Raw genomic sequence first — 16,442 nt, 5'->3', positions numbered from 1 at the left:
CGGGCCGCGCCTCAGCGGGCCGCCCGGCCGGCCGCGGGAACCGTGGGGGCCGCGGGCGCCGAAGCCGCCGCGGGCGCCGGGGCGTAGCCGGCCGGCCGGGTGGTGAAGGTGCCGCGCCCCTGGGTACGGCTGCGCAGCCGGCCCGCGTAGCCGAAGAGTTCGGCCAGCGGTACGAGGGCGTCGACCTGGGCGGTGCCGCCCGGGCCGGGCCGGGTGCCCTGAACGGTGGCGCGGCGGGCGGCGAGGTCGCCCAGGACGGTGCCGAGCGCGTCCTCGGGCACGGTGACGCCCACCTGCGCGAGGGGTTCGAGCAGGTGGAGCCGGGATGCGCGCAGCGCCTCGCGCAGGCCCTGGCGGGCGGCGGTACGGAAGGCGAGCTCGGAGGAGTCCTTGGGGTGGGTGAGCCCGTCGGTGAGCGTGACCGCGACGCCGGTGACCGGGTGGCCGCCGAGCGGGCCCTCGGCGAGGGCGTCGCGGCAGCCGGCCTCCACGGCCTGGACGTACTCGCGCGGGACGCGCCCGCCGGTGACGGTGGAGGTGAAGGCGAAGGCCTCGTCGGCGGGGGCCAGGTCGAGGACGATGTGGGCGAACTGGCCGGACCCGCCGTCCTGTTTGGCGTGCCGGTGGGTGAAGCCGGTGACGCCTTCGACCAGCGCCTCGCGCAGCGCGACGCGGGGGCGGCCGACGACGGCCTCGACGCCGGCGTCGCGGCGTACCTTCTCCACGGCGACCTCCAGGTGCAGTTCGCCCAGGCCGGACAGGGTGCGCTGGCCGGTTTCGGGGTCGGTGGCCAGGCGCAGCGAGGGGTCCTCGTCGGTGAGGCGGGCCAGGGCGGCGGTGAGCTTGTCGGTGTCGGCGCTGCGGCGGGCCTCGACGGCGACGGTGACGACGGGTTCGGCGCTCACGGGTGCCTCCAGGAGGATCGGGTGGTCGGGGTCGCACAGGGTCGCGCCGACGCGGGTGTGCTTGGGGCCGATGACGGCGACGATGTCGCCGGCCAGGGCGTGGTCGGTCTCGGTGTGGTGGTCGGCCTGGACGCGCAGGATGCGGGCGATGCGTTCGGTGCGGCCGGTGGCGGCGTCGAGCAGGGTGGCGCCCTTGTGCAGGGTGCCGGCGTACAGGCGCAGGTAGGTGAGGCGGCCGGTGGGCGCGGTGGTGACCTTGAACGCGAGGGCGGTGACGGGCTGCCCCGGGTCGGGGTGGCGCTGTTGGGAGCCGTCGGCGGCGGTCACGGGCGGGGTGTCCAGGGGTGAGGGCAGGTAGGCGAGGGCGGCGTCCAGGAGGGGTTCGACACCGCGGTTGCGGTAGGCGGAGCCGGCCAGGACGACCACGGCCTCGCCGGTGCGGGTGAGGTCGCGCAGGGCGGTGGTGAGGGTGTCGGTGCCGAGGGTGGCGTGGGTGCAGAACTCCTCCAGGGCCCGGGGGTCGAGTTCGGCCACGGCTTCCTCCAGAGTGCGGCGGCGGGCGGCGGTCTCGGCCGCGAGGCGGTCGGGGACGGGGCCCTCCGTCAGGGTGCCGTCCGCGTCCCAGGTGAGGGCGCGCAGGCGGACGAGGTCGACGAGGCCGGTGAAGGCCTCCTCGGTGCCGATGGGCAGGTGGACGGCGAGCGGGTGGGGGTGCAGGCGTTCGCGGATGGAGGCGACGGCGGCGTCGAGGTCGGCTCCGGCGCGGTCGAGCTTGTTGACGAAGGCGATCCGGGGCACGCCGTGGCGTTCGGCCTGGCGCCACACGGATTCGCTCTGCGGCTCGACGCCCGCGACGGCGTCGAAGACGGCGACGGCGCCGTCCAGGACGCGCAGGCTCCGTTCGACCTCGTCGGCGAAGTCGACGTGGCCGGGGGTGTCGATGAGGTTGATCCGGTGCCCGGCCCAGGCGCAGCTGACGGCGGCGGCGAAGATCGTGATGCCGCGGTCGCGTTCCTGGGGGTCGAAGTCGGTGACGGTGGTGCCGTTGTGGACCTCGCCGCGCTTGTGGGTGCTACCGGTGAGGTAGAGGATCCGTTCGGTGAGGGTGGTCTTGCCGGCGTCGACATGGGCGAGGATGCCGAGGTTGCGGACGGCGGCGATCGCGGCGGTGCCGATAGTGGTGGTGGTGTGGGTGCGCATGGCCCGGTGCCTTTCGAGGCGGTGCTACGGGTGGAAGCGCGATTGGCACAGTGCTGTCGCTGAGTTCTGACACTCCGTCAGATCATCGACGAGAATGGGCCCTTGACAAGTTTCTACGGGCGGCGTTCTCAGACGGTGACGGCACTGTTCCGGTGCCGGCCGCGCAGCGGGCACCGGAAGGGCGAGGACACCAGGATCACCTCGTACCGCGAGGCGGGAGAGGGGGCGGCGGCGCTGTGCTTCGGCATGGCCGTCCCGCCCCCTCTCCGATTGCTGTCGTCACGGTCGGCCGCGCATTCGAGGCGCGGCTGCGGGGCGAGTCTAGGGAGGGCGGACTCGCGTCGGCGAGGGGTTTTACGGTGCGCGGAAGCGCAGGACCGGCCCCGACCAGTCCTCGCGGCCGCCGACTCCGGTGTCCAGGGCGGCGTCCAGAGCGGCGCCGATGGCGCGTTCCTCGTAGGCGAAGTGCGACTCCATGATGGCGGCGAGGCCGTCGAGTTCGCGCCCGACGGCCTCCAGGTCCGCAGCCCGTACGGCCTGTTCGGCGAGGTCGCGGACCCGGGCGAGGATGTGGGTGATGAGGTCGTGGTCCTCGGCGAGTTTGGCGACGGTGGGGGCGAGGTCAGGCCGCTCGCGCACCAGGGCGGCGAACAGGCCCTGATCCTCGCCCTGGTGATGGTTCGTCAGGGCTGTGCAGAAGGCGAGGCAGTGGGCGCCCAGGGAGTCATCGGGCAGGGTCCGGCGGCCCAGGCCCGTGCGGAGGTTGGTCAAGCGGCGGCGCAACTCGTTGTGCGCCTGGGAGAGTTGGAGACTGAGAGCGGCCGTTCGGCCGCGCGAGTACGGGGAGGCCACGAGCGGGCGGTCCCTTCGGTTCCGCACCTCCATGCCTGGCGCGGTCCGCCATCGGCACGCGATGCTGCCCGCCATCCGATCACGTGCCACGACACCGCCGCAAGCCCGGCCCCGAGGCCGAGGCCGTCGGCGCCGTGGGGTCGGCGGACGCACCGGTGTCCGGCACGGCCGCGCGGGTGCGGGGGCGCCCGAGCAGGATCCCGGCGGCCACCAGCACCAGGCCCGCCCCCTGCCGCAGCCCCAGTGCGTCGCCGTCCAGGGCGGTGCCCAGCAGCACCCCGGCCAGCGGGTTGAGCAGTCCGAGCAGGCCGACGGTGCCGGCCGGCAGGTGCCGCAGGCCCGCGAACCAGCAGGCGAAGGCCAGCGCGGTGGCCACCAGCGTGACGTAGCCGAAGGCCAGCAGGGTACGAGCCGAGAGCGCCGGCGGGGCGCCCTCGGCGAGGACGGCCGAAGGGAGCAGCAGCAGGCCGCCGGCCGTCAGCTGCCAGGCGGTGGCGGCCAGCGGGTCGGCGCCCTCGCGCCAGCGGGCGGCCAGGACGTAGCCGACGCAGGAGACCAGCATCGCGCCCGCCGAGGCCGCCAGCCCCCTCCCGTCGGGCATCCCGTCGCCGCCGAGGACGGTGAGCGCCACCCCGCCCAGGCCGATCACCGCCCCGGCCAGGTGGGCGCGGTGCGGGTGCTGGCCGGCCAGCACCCGGGCGGTGAGCAGCATGGCCAGCGGGGAGGCGGCCATGACGGTGGCGGCGGTGCTGGTGGGCAGCAACTGGGAGGCGAGGTAGAGCAGGACGAAGAAGACCGCGGTGTTGAGCAGGCCGAGCACGGCGCTGCGCCACCACCAGGGACCGCGGGGGCGACGGCGGGCGAGGGCGAGCAGCAGCAGTCCGGCGGGCAGGGCGCGCAGGGCGGCGCCCCACAGGGGCTGGTCGGCGGGCAGGTAGGCACGGGTGACCCAGTAGTTGGTGCCCCAGGCGAGGGGGGCGAGGGCGGTCAGCAGGACCCACCGGGCATTGGCTTCCATGGAAGACAATATAGCTTCCTTGGAAGCTACTGGAGGTAGGATGGGCCCATGGACCCCACGGACCACGCTGATCACACCGATCACGCCGACCACGTCGCCCTCATCCAGGCCCAGTGGCACCGCGAACGCCCCGACCTCGACGTCTCCCCGCTGGCCGTGATCGGGCGCCTGCACCGCCTCGCCGACCGCCTCACCGCCGAACTCACCCTCGTCTTCCAGCGCTACGGGCTGAGCGAGGGCGAGTTCGACGTGCTCGCCGCGCTGCGCCGCGCCGGCACCCCCTACGAGCGCGCCCCCGGGGAGCTCGCCGCCCACACCATGGTCACCACGGGCGCGATGACCAAGCGGATCGACCGCCTGGAACGCGCCGGCCTGGTCACCCGCCGCCCCGCCGAGGACGACCGGCGCGGGCGCGTGGTCGCCCTCACCGACGCCGGGGTGCGCCTGATCGACGAGGCGTTCACCGCCCACCTGCGCAACGAGCACCGCCTGCTCGCCCACCTCGCCCCCGAGGAGGCCGCCGCCCTCCAGGCCCTGCTCACCGCCTGGCACCGGCGCCTGGACGCCCCCGGAACGCCGGGGCCCGGCACGACCCTTCCGGCTGCTCCCGACCCCGGCCCGGGCTCCGACCCCGACTCCGGTCCCGACCCCGGCCCTGACGACGGTCCCGGCCACGGGCGCCGGCCGCGCACAATGTGACGCATGAGCACCCCTCCCCCGCCCGGCCCCGACCCCGACCCCGGCCGCCCCGACGAGTCCTCACCCCCGCCGCCGGGCTGGGAGAACCCGGCCGTACGGGCCGACCGACGCCTGGTCGAACTGCTCCAGGAACTACGGGTGCTGCAGACCGGCGTCCAGATCGTCTTCGCGTTCCTGCTCGGCGTCGCCTTCACCCCGCGCTTCTCCGAACTCTCCGACGCCCAGCAGGACATCTACGTCACCACCCTGCTGCTGACCGTCGTCGCCGCCGCCGTCCTGGCCACCCCCGTCGCCCTGCACCGCGGCCTCTACCGCCACCCCGGCAAGGCCCGCATCGTCGACGTCTCCGCCCGCATCGCCCAGTACGGCCTGCTGCTGCTCGCCAGCGCCCTGACCGGCGCCGTGCTGCTGGTGCTGGACGTCGTCCTCGGCCCTGCGCCCGCCGTCGCCATCACCGCCGTCATCGCGCTGATCTTCGCCACCCTCTGGTTCGCCCTGCCGTGGGCGGTGCGCCGCGCCGCCACCCGCGAGCGGCCCTGACGGGCCCCGTCGGCCCCGTCGCCCCCGCCCGGGTCGCCGGACCCGTTGGCCGTCGCCCGCGTGCCCGTAGCGAGTACGGGCACGCGGGCGGCGGCAGCGGGACCAGACCGTGGGCCGGCTTCCGGGCGCCGGGGGCCTGACCGCGGGGCGCCGCTCACCGGGCGTCCCGCCTTCCCCACTCCCCTAGAGTCCACCGGCACCCGAAAACGATTACCGCCCTCCTCTAATGTGACGGTATGCACACCGACCACCGTCCCTGGGACGTCCTGCTGATCGGCGGCGCCTCCGGCCTCGGCAAGAGCCGCGCCGCCGAGCGCCTGGCCGCCGAGCACGGCGCGTTCACGGTCGAGTTCGACGACGTCGTCGCCGCCCTGCAGGCCGCCACCACCCCCGCCACCCACCCCGCGCTGCACCACTTCGCCCCCTACCGCGACCCCGAGCGGGAACTGGGCGCCGACCGCGTCCTGGAACTGCAGATCGCCACCGCCCACGCCCTGGACGAAGCACTGCTCGGCGTCGTGCGCAACCGCCTGAGCGTGGACGTGCCGGCCGTCGTCGAGGGCGACTACCTCACCCCCGCGGCCGCCGTACGGGCCGCCGCCGAGGCCGCCGCCCTCGGCCGGCGCCTGCGCGCCGTCTTCCTCCACGAGGGCGACCCGCGGCGCATCGGCGCCAACTACGCCCACCGCGAACCCGACGCCGGGCCCCAGGACGCCCGCGCCGACGTCAGCGCCCGCTACTCCCACTGGCTCGCCGACCGGGCCCGCGCCGCCGGCCTGCCGGTGGTCGAGTGCCGCCCCTACGACACCCTGCCCGCGCGCCTGACCGCCGCCCTGGCCTGAACCCGCGGCAGCCTCCCCCTACTGGCCTCCGGCGGGGGCGTCCTCGATGTCCGAGATCAGCTTGGTGCTCAGGTCGCTCTGCACCGCCAGCCGGGTGTGCCCGGCGTCGGGGCCGGTGCCCCAGGTGAGCGTGACCGTGGTGAACAGGTGCCCGGCGCCCGAGTCGTGGTAGCGCACCTCCCAGGCCGTGGGCACGTCCTGGGCGCGCAGCACGCCGTCGGCGTGGTTGGCCTCCTCCCACGCCGCCAGGCGCTGACGGAAGTCCTCGGTGAGGTAGTGGGCGCGCAGGCCGTCCGACAGGTCGTCGGTGCCGTCGGAGACGGCGTCGATGTAGGCGCCGTAGAAGTCGGCCACCCGGTCGACCGCCGAGTCCGGGCTGCCGCCGCGCACCGCGTCCCCTGGCTGGGTCATGATGGTCCCCTCCGTTTCGTACGGGCCCGCGCGCCGTCGAGACGCCGCCCGGGCGGGTCGGGCCGGTCCGTCGGCCCGTCCACCGGTCCCAACGATCGCCGGGCGCCGGAGGTTTCGGGTACGAAGTCCCAACGGGCTTGACCGGCGAGCGGGTTGGACGGGAGGCAGGCGTTGCTGATCGTGGTGAGCGGCGGGCCGGGCAGCGGCAAGACGACGCTGGCGCACGCCCTGGCCCGGGCCGTCGGCTGCCCGGCGGTCGTCCGCGACGAGCTCAAGGAGGGCCTGCTGCACGCGGGCACCCGTACGCCCGAACCCGACCTGGCGGTGCGCGACGCGTTCTTCGACGTCCTGGGCGTACTGGTGGACGCCGGGATCAGCGTGGTCGCCGAGGCCGCCTACCAGGACCGCCTCTGGCGCACCGGCCTGGCCCCGCTCGCCACCCGCACCGACCTGCGCATCGTGCACTGCCGGGTGGCCCCCGCCCTGGCCCGGCGCCGCATCGCCGAACGCCTGGCCACCGGCGCCCACCGCGCCGCCCACGCCGATCACGCCCTGCTCGCCGCCCCGACCGGCCCGGGCAACCTGATCGACGACTTCACCCCACTGTCCCTGCCCGTACCCCACCTGCACGTGGACACCACCCACGGCTACCACCCACCACTCCCGGACATCACCGCCTTCACCCGCCCATGAGCGCCGGGCGCTGGAGCCCCAACCCAGGCAGCCCGCGCACCGGAAGTCGGCCCCGCCGACTTCCCGCGCAGGCGCCGCCGAGCAACCGGTGGCCGGACCGGCCGTGCTCACGAGAGCGCGGTGAACACCCCCCTCGACCAACACCGGCACCACGGCACTGGCGTCCAGCTCGACCGCGACCTCCACATCCTCCGCGAGACCACTGTGCGTGAACTTCCGCCTCGACACGCACCCGTACCACCTTCCCCGACATGACCTACCGAGGCTCCATCCGACAGGATCGGTGCCTGGTAGCCGCCGGCAGGTGGGCCTCATCTCCGGCGACAGCGCCGACGCCCAGGGAGTCAAGGTCGTGACGCGCGCAAAAGACCCTGATCTGGGAACGCACCCGCATCACGCAGCGGCTGCGGCACGCCCTGCTCGACTACTTCCCCGCCGCCTTGGAGGCGTCCGACGACCGCCACCGGGATCCAGCTTGGTCCCAGCGGGCCCACGCACTCGCCGCGTGACGCTACAGCTCGGGCAACCGGTCAACGGGGGTGGGGGACTGCCGCTCTTCCAGCCAGTAGAGGTAGATCCGCAGGTCAGTTGCCAGATCACCGGCGATGTAGCGCTCGAAGTCGCGAACGGCAGCGGCTATGCCCTGGTCTGCCCGGGCATCGCTCTCATCCCACTTGCTCCGCTGATCGGACAGGTATTGCACGACCTGGCCGCGGTTACGCCACCACTCCCGGACCGTTTCCGGTGTCCATCGGGAGTCGCCGTCACAGCCGTACCCGAGGAACGGGTCGCTGCCTGCCGCCTCGACCAGCAGCGCGGTGTCCGCAGGCGTTCGGGGCTGGCGATAGACGTACTCGCTGAGGTACTCGCCTCCGTAGAGGACGTGGGCGGGCGCCGAGAGCCGTCCCGTCCAGCAGGTGTCAGTCTCCCCGCCGTAGAAGGGCCCGGGGACGTTGAGCCACAGTCGGTCTTCCCAACGGCCCCGAAAGGCATCGCGGTCGTTGCCGAGGACGGCCACCGGGTCGAAGTAGAGCGTCATCCGCCGAGACTAGGGCATTCGTTCGAACCAAACGACGGGCCGCCGATGGGAAGGGGACTGCCTCGCCCCGGCTCCCGCAGCGCCGCTGTCACCACGCCCGCACCCAACAGCTCCTCCAGTGCCGGACGCAGTGTGCCGTCGGGCCAGGGTGGTGGCACTGCGCAAGCAGGCGGCCACGACGGTGGCGCCGGCCCGGTGGGTGCTCGCGCATGGCGGGCGATCCTGCCACGGACAACCCCGTTCTGACGATGGATCAGCTCCGGCGCCAGGGCATGGTGAGCGCGGCGGTACGGTCGCTCCACCGTTCGGCCGTCCAGCCCTCGACGCCGTAGCGCGCGCCCCAGTTCGTGCCGTCCCAGTCGTACCCGGGCGTCCACGGCGGGCGTGGCGGCTGCCATCCCCCGGGGGTGGGGGTGACCAGCAGTTCGTCCTGGTGGGCGTAACCGCCGGTGAGGACGGTGGTGACGAACTGGGCGAAGCCGCCTTCGTGGACGTCCAGTGCGCCGTCGAGGCCGCCGCAGTCGAAGACCGCCACCGGCCACCGGTCCGGGTCGGGGCCGGTGGTCAGCCAGCAGCAGTGGGCGTGGTTGCTGTTGACGGCCCAGGAGAGCAGGCCTCCCGGGTCGGGGAAGACCGGGGTGTGGTCCTGGTCCCAGAACTCGTCCTCGCCGTGGACGAGTTCGCGCAGCTCCCCGTCGCTCCGGGTGCGCCAGTCGGCGAAGCCGTTGGGTGTGCCGTCGGGGCGGGTGCGGACCGGGGCGGTGAGGCCCCACTCGCCGTTGAGGTTCACCGCCCCGTAGAGATCGATGAACGCCCGGTAGTCGGAGGGCAGTTGGACGCCGAGTTCGGCGGGGGCGAGTTCCCAGGGGACCTGTGCGGGGGTGTAGGCGGGCTCGCCCATGATCGCCCGCAGCCGCTCGAACGCCGCTCCTGCCATGTGTCCCGCCTCGTCATCCCGCATCCGCTGCCCCGACTGCCCGGCCTGCCCCGACTGCCCGGCCTGCCCGGCCTGCCCGGCCTGCCCGGACGGCTCGTACTGTAGGCGAACCGTCCGACAGCCGGGCGAGCGGGGCGGGCGTCAGCGGGATACGGCGTCCTGGCGCAGGCGCTTCTTGTCGGGCTTGCCGACGGAGGTGAGCGGGATGGCGTCGACCAGGTGGAGGGCTTCGGGGGCGTAGAGGCGGCCCTTGTTGGCGGTGACGAAGGCGCGGACGTCCTCCAGGTCGGGCCGCTGGCCGGGGGCGGGGACGACGGCGACGTGGACGTGTTCGGCCTGCTGGTCGTCGCGGACGCCGTAGACGGCGCACTGGGCGATGGCCGGGTGGGTGAGGAGGAGTTCCTCGACCTCGGTGGGGTAGACGTGGCCGCCGACGACGATGATCAGGTCCTTGAGGCGGTCGGCGAGGTAGAGGTAGCCGTCGGCATCGAGGTAGCCGATGTCGCCGGTGTCCAGCCAGCCGTCGCGCAGCACCTTGGCGGTGAGTTCGGGCTGCTTCCAGTAGCCGGCCATCAGGGTGGCGGAGCGGACGTGGATCTCGCCCTGCTCGCCGGCGGGCAGCACGGTGCCGTCGGCGGCCCGGATCTGCACCTGGACACCCGGCAGGGGGCGGCCCACCGACAGCTGGCCGCCGAGGCCGGTACGGTCGTGCTCGTGCGGGCCCAGGACGGCGATGTTCTGCGCCTCGGACATGCCGTAGCCGCTGACCAGGACGGGCCCGAACGCCTTGAGGGCCTCGCGGACGCGGGCCGGGGAGGCCGCGCAGCCGCCGTAGGAGAGGCGGCGCAGGCCGGACAGGTCGGTGCGGACCAGGGCCGGGTGGTCGAGCAGCCGGTACAGCAGCGGGGGCAGGACGAACAGGTCGGTGATGCGCTCGCGCTCGATCGCGGCGAGGACCTCGCCGGGCTCGAAGCCGCGCTGCAGGACGACGGAGCCGCCGTGGTGCAGGGTCAGGTCGGCGAGGACGCCGGCGAGATGGGCGAGGGGGGTGGCGGCGAGCAGCCGGGGCTTCTCGTCGGTGGGGCGGGCGTCGGAGAAGGCGGGGAAGTCGAAGGCACTGCGGTAGGGGCCGTGGAGGCTGAGGATGCCCTTGGGGATGCCGGTGGTGCCGCCGGTGTGGCGGATGCCGAGGTCGTCGCCGGGGCCGAGGGCCACGGCCGGGTCGGTGGCGAGGTGGACGGCGCTGGCGGCGATGGCGTCCTCCCCGATGCTCCCGATGCCCCCGGTGCCCCCGGTGGTGTCGGGGCCGGGGCCGAGGGTGAGGACCGTCGGGACGTCGATCAGCGGCAGCAACTCGGCGGCGCCCGCGTACCGTTCGGCGTCGACGAGGAGCACGGTGGTGTCCACGCTGGCCACGATCTCGGCCAGCACGGGGGCGCTCATCCCGTCGTACAGGTTGACCACCCGGGCCCCGGCCAGACCGGCCGCGTAGCGGGCCGCGAGGGCCTCGGGGGTGTTGCCGGTGAGCAGGGTGACGGTGCTGCCGCGACCGGCACCGCGGGCCAGGAGCTCGTGGGCGAGGCGGTAGGCGGTGGCGGCGAAGTCGCCGGCGGTGATCCCGTCGCCGTCGGCGGAGGTGATGGCGAGCCGTTCGGGGTGCGAGGCGAGGGAGCGCAGGATCAGGGCGGGGGCGCTCACGAACTCCCGTGCGCTGTCGGCCGCTTGTGCTGCGGAAGGGGCAACCATGGCCCCCACCCTAGCCCCGGCACTGCCGTGCCCCGGCGCGGGCGCGAAAACCGGGGTGCGGGCGGCGCCGGCTCCCGGCACACTGGGCCGATGATCACCGACCACTGGCCGTTGAAGGGCCTGCGCGTCACCACGCCGCGCCTGGAGCTGCGCCTTCCCCGCGAGGACGAGCTGTCCGAGGTCGCCGACCTCGCCGCGCGCGGGGTCCACGCGCCCGGCCAGCGCCCCTTCCTCACCCCGTGGGGCGAGCTGGCGCCCGCCGAACGAGCCCGGCACGTCCTGCAGATGCACTGGCGGCGGATGGGGCGCTGGACGGCGCAGCACTGGGCGCTGGACCTGGTGGCCTTCCACGAGGGGCGGCCGGTGGGCGTGCAGGACATGCGGGCCCAGGAGTTCGCGGTGCGGCGCGAGATCGCCTCCGGTTCATGGGTGGGCCTGGAGCACCAGGGCCGTGGGCTGGGCACCGAGATGCGCGCGGCGATGCTCCACCTGGCGTTCGCCGAGCTGGGCGCCCGCTCGGCGACGTCGGTGTCCTTCACCGACAACCACTCCTCCCTCGCGGTCTCCCGCAAACTCGGCTACCGCGACGACGGCATCACCCTCGACGTCCTCGACGGCCGGGTGGTGGAGTCCCAGCGCCTGCGCCTGTCCCGCGACCACTGGCAGGGCCCGCCCGCCCCCGTCACTGTCACCGGCCTCACCCCCACCTGCCGCACCCTCTTCGGCGCCGACACCCCACCCTCCTGACCCCCTGCCCGCCGTCCCCCGGGGCCGGCAAACCCCGCGCACCAGAAGTCGGCCCGGCCGACTTCCCCCGCGCTCCGGCCCCACGGGGGAACACCCGCCGCCAAGCCAGCCGAGGTCAACGGCACTCCCCCGCACAGGAAGTCGACGCCACCGACCTTTCGTGCAGGGGCCACCGCCGAGAAGCCCCACAACGCGATGGGGCGCGGCCCTTGTCAACGCTCTCTGAACTTGATCCCCGGTGTGGATTGTCAGCGAGCGCCCTGGCTGTGTCGGCAAGGCTGCCAGCCGAGACACGTGCCCAGTTCGTCGACGCCGTGGCGCGAGCAGTGATCCGTTGCTTCGACGAAGTCGCCACGAGGTACGGCGAGAGCGGATATCGCGGCAAGTGGGGCGAACACTTCCCCCGCGCCGAGCTCGAAGCCCTCAGGTCGCTCTGGCGCACGCACCGGTCCGACGCGGCATCCTGAACCCCCCGGGGCCCGTGCGGGCCGAGGGGTGCCGGGGGTCAGGGGGTGGGGAGGGCGGCGAGGGCGGGGGCGAGGGGGTGGAGGGCGTGGAGCACGTGGATGCCTTCGGCGACCGGGGTGGTGGTGGCGGCGCGGTCGAGCCAGAAGGCGTGGAGGCCGGCGGCGTGGGCGCCTTGGGCGTCGACGGTGTAGTTGTCGCCGACGTAGGCGACTTCGTGCGGGGGCAGGCCCAGGGCGGTGCAGGCGGCGTGGAAGATGCTGGGGGCGGGTTTGGCCTCGCCGTGCTGGTCGGAGCAGACGATGACGTCGCCGACGTGCTCCAGCAGGCCGATGGCGCGCAGTTTGCGGCGCTGGTGGTCGGTGTCGGAGTTGGAGACGATTCCCAGGCGGTAGTGGGGGGCGAGGCGGCGCAGGGCGGGTTCGGCGTCGGGGAAGGCGCGCCAGGCGGCGTCGCGGTGGGCGGCGTAGCCGGCGAACCAGGCGGCGGCCTGGTCGTCGGTGAGGTGTTCGGCGCCGTCCTGGCCGAGGTGGGCGAGGAAGAGGCGGGTGCGTTCGCACTGCTGGCCGCGCAGGGTGAGTTCCCTGGCGAGGTAGCGGGCGTAGCTGTGCTCCATGACGGCGCGCCACAGGTCCAGGGCGGCCCGGGGGCTGGGGAACCGTTCCAGCAGGCCGACGTCGCGCAGGTGGGCGAGGATGCCCGCCTCCTCCGAGTGGGTGTAGTCGAACAAGGTGTCGTCGATGTCGAAGAGCACGCCCCTGATCGGCATGGACCGTCCCCCTTTTCCGTGTGTCCGCGGTGCGTCCTGCACCTTACGCGGCTGGTGGGGGCGCTGAGGCGCCGAGGGTGCTGTCGGGCCGGTGCGGTGCGGGCGTGATCGGCCACCGCTCCCGCCGGGCGGCTACGTTGCGGCGTCCGATCGCCGTCGTCACCACGGACGGGATTGGGGCCTGACCCTGGGCAGGCCCCAGGGTTGGACGGCTTCGCTGGTCAGGTCGGCCAGGAACTGCACCAGGCCGCCGCCGTAGTGCCACCAGGCTCCGCTGCGCGAGGCGACCGTGACCGTCCACTCCTGCGGGCCCGCCGGGCTGGTGCTCCACAGGAACACGTCGCCCTGGTTCGAACCGCCCCACGGGAGGAAGCCGCCCGGGCTCGGGTACGGGCGCAGCGGGATGACGGGGTCGCTGTCCTCGCACCACTCCGCCACAGTCTCCAGATCGTCCTGGAGCCACTGCGGCCACTCCCGCTCGCGGCCGGCCGTCGGGTGGTGGACGGAGAGGAAGTCGCCGAGCACGAACGGGGGGTAGAGCTCGCAGAGGCGCTGGTAGTCGGCGGGCACCGGGGAGCCCAGCGCGGCCTCGAGGGCCGGCCAGTCGAAGGTCGCGGGCGCCGCGAGGCGCAGTGCGTCGAAGCCGGGTACGGCGCGTTCGAGTTCCGCGATCGCCTCGTCAGGGTCGAGCAGGCGGCGGTGCGGTGTCTGGGTAGCGATGAGGTCCTCCACCGGACCAGGCTGTCACGACGGCGGCACCGGTCTGTTCCCGGGTGGCCCGGCGACCGCGGGGACGGGGCGCCCTCAGGCGTCGGCGGCCGCCACCGCCGTCGGCCGCGGGGCGGAGGCGAGGAGGGCGTCGAGCAGCCCCGGGAAGCGGGCGTCGAGGTCGGTGCGGCGAAGGCTGACGAAGCGGTTGCGGCCGGCGACGCGGGTGGTGGTGACACCGGCTTCGCGCAGGACGCGCATGTGGTGGGAGACGGTCGACTTGTGGAGGTGGTCCAGGCCCAGGTCGCGGGGGCCGCAGGAGTGTTCGGCGCCGTCGGCGTAGCTGAGCAGCAGGCGCATGCGCACGGGGTCGCCGAGGGCGTGCAGGACCGTGACGAGGTCGATGTCGGCGGTGGGGGGCTGGGGCAGCCGCTCGTCGTCGGTCATGGGTGGGGCTCCGGTCCTCGGGGTCCCGCACGGGCGCGGGCGACAGCAGGAATGGTTTGACAATTATCCACCAATCCCCGATTGTTTGGCGAGCGTCAAACCGTTGCATGTTCGTCCAACAATTGACCCGGGGGGCTCTCCGTGCCCGTACGCCTGCTCCTGCTCGCCCTCGGCACCTTCGCCATGGGCACCGACTCGATGGTGGTCGCCGGCATCCTCGGACCCATCACCGCCGACCTGCACGTGTCGGTGGGCGCCGCCGGCCAGCTCGTCACCGTCTTCGCTCTCGGCTACGCCGTGCTGGCCCCGCCACTGGCCGCCGCCACCGCCCGCTGGCCGCGCCGGCGCCTGCTGCTGACCGCGCTCGCCCTGTTCAGCGCCGCCAACGCCCTCAGCGCCCTCGCCCCCACCTACCCCCTGCTGCTGGCCACCCGGGTGCTCGCCGCCGCCGGCGCCGCCCTCTACACCCCCACCGCCAACGCCGTGGCCACCACCCTGGTCGCCCCCGAGCGGCGCGGCCGGGCCCTGGCCACCGTGCTGGGCGGCATGACGGTGGCCACCGCGCTGGGCGTGCCACTGGGCACCTGGGTGGGACGCACCGACTGGCGCCTGACCATGTGGCTGGTCACCGTCCTCGGCCTGGCCGCACTCGCCGGACTCGCGCTCCTGCTGCGCGACCTGCCCGCTCCCACCGCCGCCCCCACCCTCGCCGCCCGGCTGGCCCCGCTCGCCTCACGCCGCGTCCTCGGCGCCGCCGCCACCACCCTCACCTTCTTCCTCGCCTTCCAGAGCGTCTACATCTACCTCGCCACCGCCGTGCACGGCGCCACCGGCGGCGACGCCGACAAGCTGAGCCTCATCCTGCTCACCGCGGGCGTGCTCTCGGTCGCCGGCAGCTGGCTGGGCGGACGCCTGGTCGACCGCGCCGGGGTGCGGGCCGTCCTGCTGACCGGCTCCGCCGTCGCCGCCTGCGCCTTCACCGCCCTGCCCTGGCTGGGGCGCAGCATGCCCGGAGCGCTGGCGTACGCGGCCGTCGTCCCCCTGGCCGGATGGGCCGTCTCCGTCGCCCTGCCCCACCGGCTGGCCTCGATCGACCCCGCGAACGCACCCCTGCTGATCTCCCTCAACAGCAGCGCCCTCTACCTCGGCACGGCCGCCGGAGGCCTCGCCGGATCAGCCGCCATCACGGTCCTGGGCACCCGCTGGTTCCCGCTGGCCGCGGCCGTACTCGCCCTCGTGGCCTGTGCCACCGCCGCGGCCACCACCCGCGACCAGCGCACCTCCGCCGAGGCCACCGCCACGCCGCCCACCCCCGCCCGCACCTGAACGTCCGCACCGGCCCCCGAACCACTCGCGGGCCCGGACGGGCGGACGGCCGGGCGCGCCGTCAGGGAAGCAGGCGGGCGCGGACGGCGTCGTCGCAGAGCGCGCCGGCCAGACCGGCGGCGTAGGCGGCGGAGGCGTCGAGCCCGAGGCCGGCCGCCACGTCGTGCTCACGGTTGAGGTCGGTGCCGAACATGGCCGGGTCGTCGGTGTTGATCGAGCACAGCGCGCCGGCTTCGCGCAGCCGCGGCAGCGGGTGCTCGGAGAGGTCGCGGACGACACCGGTCCGTACGTTGGAGGTCGGGCACACGTCGAGCACCACGCTCCGGTCGACGATCTCGACCAGCAGCTGCGGGTCCTCCACGGCCCGGATGCCGTGGCGCAGTCTGACCGCGCCGAGGTCGAGGGCCTCCCGGATCGACTCCGGGCCGGCGGTCTCCCCCGCGTGCGGCACGAACGCGAGTCCGCCGTCCTGGGCGATCCGTACGGCCTTGCCGTAGGGCGCGAGCGGACCGCGCCGCTCGTCGCCGCCGATGCCCAGGCCGACCACGCCGCGGTCCCGGTAGCGGACCGCGACCCGTGCGCACTCCTCGGCCAGGTCCACGGGGCACCCGCGGTAGAGGTCCGGGGTCAGCCGCACGGTCACGCCGAAGCGCTCCTCGGCCTCGACGGCGCCTTCGCAGTAGCCCGCGAAGATCTCGTCCCAGCCGATCCCGTCCGCCTCCACGCGCTCCGCGGGGGAGAAGATGCCCTCCAGGTAGACCGCGCCCTGGCCGGCCGCCTGCCGTGCGTAGTCGACGACCACCTGGCGGAAGTCGTCGGCGGTGCGCAGGCAGTTGGTCGTCATCACCCACACCTCGATGAAGTGACGGAAATCGGTGAACCGGTAGAGCTCGGCCAGGCCTTCGACCGTGTCGACGGGAAGTGGCTCGTGGTTGCGCCGGGCGATCTCCAGCAGCGTCCGCGGCTGGATCGACCCCTCCAGGTGCACATGCAGTTCGATCTTCTTCGTCGTCATGTGCGGGAGCATTCCACAGATCGGACGGGCGGCCGCCCGGCGGCCGCCCGCGTACGGAGGCGGCCCCGGACGCGGTCCCGGCC

At 74.3% G+C, this 16,442-nt stretch carries 16 protein-coding genes and 1 pseudogene; 6 read left to right on the top strand and 11 right to left on the bottom strand.

What is annotated here, in order from left to right:
* Positions 1 to 11: 11 nt before the first annotated feature.
* The 3 genes from fusA to ACFXOZ_RS15145 form a co-directional block, all read right to left on the bottom strand.
* On the bottom strand, positions 12 to 2,105 hold the full coding sequence (fusA, locus tag ACFXOZ_RS15155) for an elongation factor G (protein ID WP_380590572.1): 2,094 nt from the start codon (positions 2,103 to 2,105) through the stop codon (positions 12 to 14).
* 354 nt (positions 2,106 to 2,459) lie between these two features.
* A complete protein-coding gene (locus ACFXOZ_RS15150) occupies positions 2,460 to 2,990 on the bottom strand; it encodes a hemerythrin domain-containing protein (RefSeq protein WP_380590569.1) in 531 nt (176 codons plus the stop codon).
* Between the two features lie 46 nt (positions 2,991 to 3,036).
* Positions 3,037 to 3,975 (bottom strand): DMT family transporter, encoded by a 939-nt coding sequence (locus tag ACFXOZ_RS15145; RefSeq protein ID WP_380590566.1) that lies wholly within the window; start codon positions 3,973 to 3,975, stop codon positions 3,037 to 3,039.
* A gap of 48 nt (positions 3,976 to 4,023) precedes the next feature.
* Between ACFXOZ_RS15145 and ACFXOZ_RS15140 the strand changes: the two are divergent.
* The 3 genes and pseudogenes from ACFXOZ_RS15140 to ACFXOZ_RS15130 form a co-directional block, all read left to right on the top strand.
* Positions 4,024 to 4,545 (top strand): annotated as a pseudogene (locus ACFXOZ_RS15140) (MarR family winged helix-turn-helix transcriptional regulator); the annotation flags it as partial.
* Between the two features lie 132 nt (positions 4,546 to 4,677).
* The gene (locus tag ACFXOZ_RS15135) at positions 4,678 to 5,214 is read left to right on the top strand and encodes a DUF6328 family protein (RefSeq protein ID WP_375895341.1); all 537 of its coding nucleotides are present in this window, start codon (positions 4,678 to 4,680) and stop codon (positions 5,212 to 5,214) included.
* A gap of 236 nt (positions 5,215 to 5,450) precedes the next feature.
* Complete coding sequence (locus ACFXOZ_RS15130; RefSeq protein WP_380590563.1) at positions 5,451 to 6,056, top strand: AAA family ATPase; 606 nt, start codon at positions 5,451 to 5,453, stop codon at positions 6,054 to 6,056.
* 18 nt (positions 6,057 to 6,074) lie between these two features.
* Here ACFXOZ_RS15130 and ACFXOZ_RS15125 read toward each other — a convergent pair whose 3' ends face one another.
* Entirely contained in the window at positions 6,075 to 6,467 is a 393-nt protein-coding gene (locus tag ACFXOZ_RS15125; protein ID WP_375897391.1) for a hypothetical protein, read from the bottom strand.
* Positions 6,468 to 6,647: 180 nt separating this feature from the next.
* Between ACFXOZ_RS15125 and ACFXOZ_RS15120 the strand changes: the two genes are divergently transcribed.
* Positions 6,648 to 7,160, top strand: coding sequence for an AAA family ATPase (locus ACFXOZ_RS15120; RefSeq protein WP_380590687.1), 513 nt, complete (start codon positions 6,648 to 6,650; stop codon positions 7,158 to 7,160).
* 511 nt (positions 7,161 to 7,671) lie between these two features.
* Here the strand turns inward: ACFXOZ_RS15120 and ACFXOZ_RS15115 are convergent.
* From ACFXOZ_RS15115 to ACFXOZ_RS15105, 3 genes are all read right to left on the bottom strand, one after another.
* A complete protein-coding gene (locus ACFXOZ_RS15115; protein ID WP_380590560.1) occupies positions 7,672 to 8,199 on the bottom strand; it encodes a ferredoxin in 528 nt (175 codons plus the stop codon).
* Between the two features lie 253 nt (positions 8,200 to 8,452).
* Positions 8,453 to 9,136: a hypothetical protein gene (locus ACFXOZ_RS15110; protein ID WP_380590557.1), complete on the bottom strand. Its 684-nt coding sequence runs from the start codon at positions 9,134 to 9,136 to the stop codon at positions 8,453 to 8,455.
* A 141-nt stretch (positions 9,137 to 9,277) separates the two neighbouring features.
* Positions 9,278 to 10,882, bottom strand: a complete 1,605-nt coding sequence (locus ACFXOZ_RS15105; RefSeq protein WP_380590554.1) for an AMP-binding protein — start codon at positions 10,880 to 10,882, stop codon at positions 9,278 to 9,280.
* A gap of 90 nt (positions 10,883 to 10,972) precedes the next feature.
* Between ACFXOZ_RS15105 and ACFXOZ_RS15100 the strand changes: the two genes are divergently transcribed.
* Complete coding sequence (locus ACFXOZ_RS15100; RefSeq protein WP_380590551.1) at positions 10,973 to 11,629, top strand: GNAT family N-acetyltransferase; 657 nt, start codon at positions 10,973 to 10,975, stop codon at positions 11,627 to 11,629.
* Between the two features lie 505 nt (positions 11,630 to 12,134).
* Here the strand turns inward: ACFXOZ_RS15100 and ACFXOZ_RS15095 are convergent.
* The 3 genes from ACFXOZ_RS15095 to ACFXOZ_RS15085 form a co-directional block, all read right to left on the bottom strand.
* Positions 12,135 to 12,863: an HAD family hydrolase gene (locus ACFXOZ_RS15095; RefSeq protein ID WP_380590548.1), complete on the bottom strand. Its 729-nt coding sequence runs from the start codon at positions 12,861 to 12,863 to the stop codon at positions 12,135 to 12,137.
* A gap of 159 nt (positions 12,864 to 13,022) precedes the next feature.
* Positions 13,023 to 13,595 (bottom strand): SMI1/KNR4 family protein, encoded by a 573-nt coding sequence (locus ACFXOZ_RS15090; RefSeq protein ID WP_380522828.1) that lies wholly within the window; start codon positions 13,593 to 13,595, stop codon positions 13,023 to 13,025.
* Positions 13,596 to 13,667: 72 nt separating this feature from the next.
* Positions 13,668 to 14,018, bottom strand: coding sequence for an ArsR/SmtB family transcription factor (locus ACFXOZ_RS15085; protein ID WP_380522827.1), 351 nt, complete (start codon positions 14,016 to 14,018; stop codon positions 13,668 to 13,670).
* A 141-nt stretch (positions 14,019 to 14,159) separates the two neighbouring features.
* Here ACFXOZ_RS15085 and ACFXOZ_RS15080 point away from each other — a divergent pair, with 141 nt between their 5' ends.
* Positions 14,160 to 15,344 carry an MFS transporter gene (locus ACFXOZ_RS15080; protein ID WP_380590545.1) on the top strand — a complete coding sequence of 395 codons (1,185 nt, stop codon included), beginning with the start codon at positions 14,160 to 14,162 and terminating at the stop codon, positions 15,342 to 15,344.
* A 61-nt stretch (positions 15,345 to 15,405) separates the two neighbouring features.
* On the opposite strand, the gene add is transcribed toward ACFXOZ_RS15080, so the two are convergent.
* A complete protein-coding gene (gene add / locus ACFXOZ_RS15075) occupies positions 15,406 to 16,359 on the bottom strand; it encodes an adenosine deaminase (RefSeq protein WP_380590542.1) in 954 nt (317 codons plus the stop codon).
* Positions 16,360 to 16,442 lie beyond the last annotated feature (83 nt).

Source organism: Kitasatospora sp. NPDC059160 (assembly GCF_042755465.1).
Taxonomy (GTDB): Bacteria; Actinomycetota; Actinomycetes; order Streptomycetales; family Streptomycetaceae; genus Kitasatospora.
The sequence above is the reverse complement of the archived record's forward strand: the minus strand, read 5'-3'. Positions and strand labels throughout refer to the sequence as shown.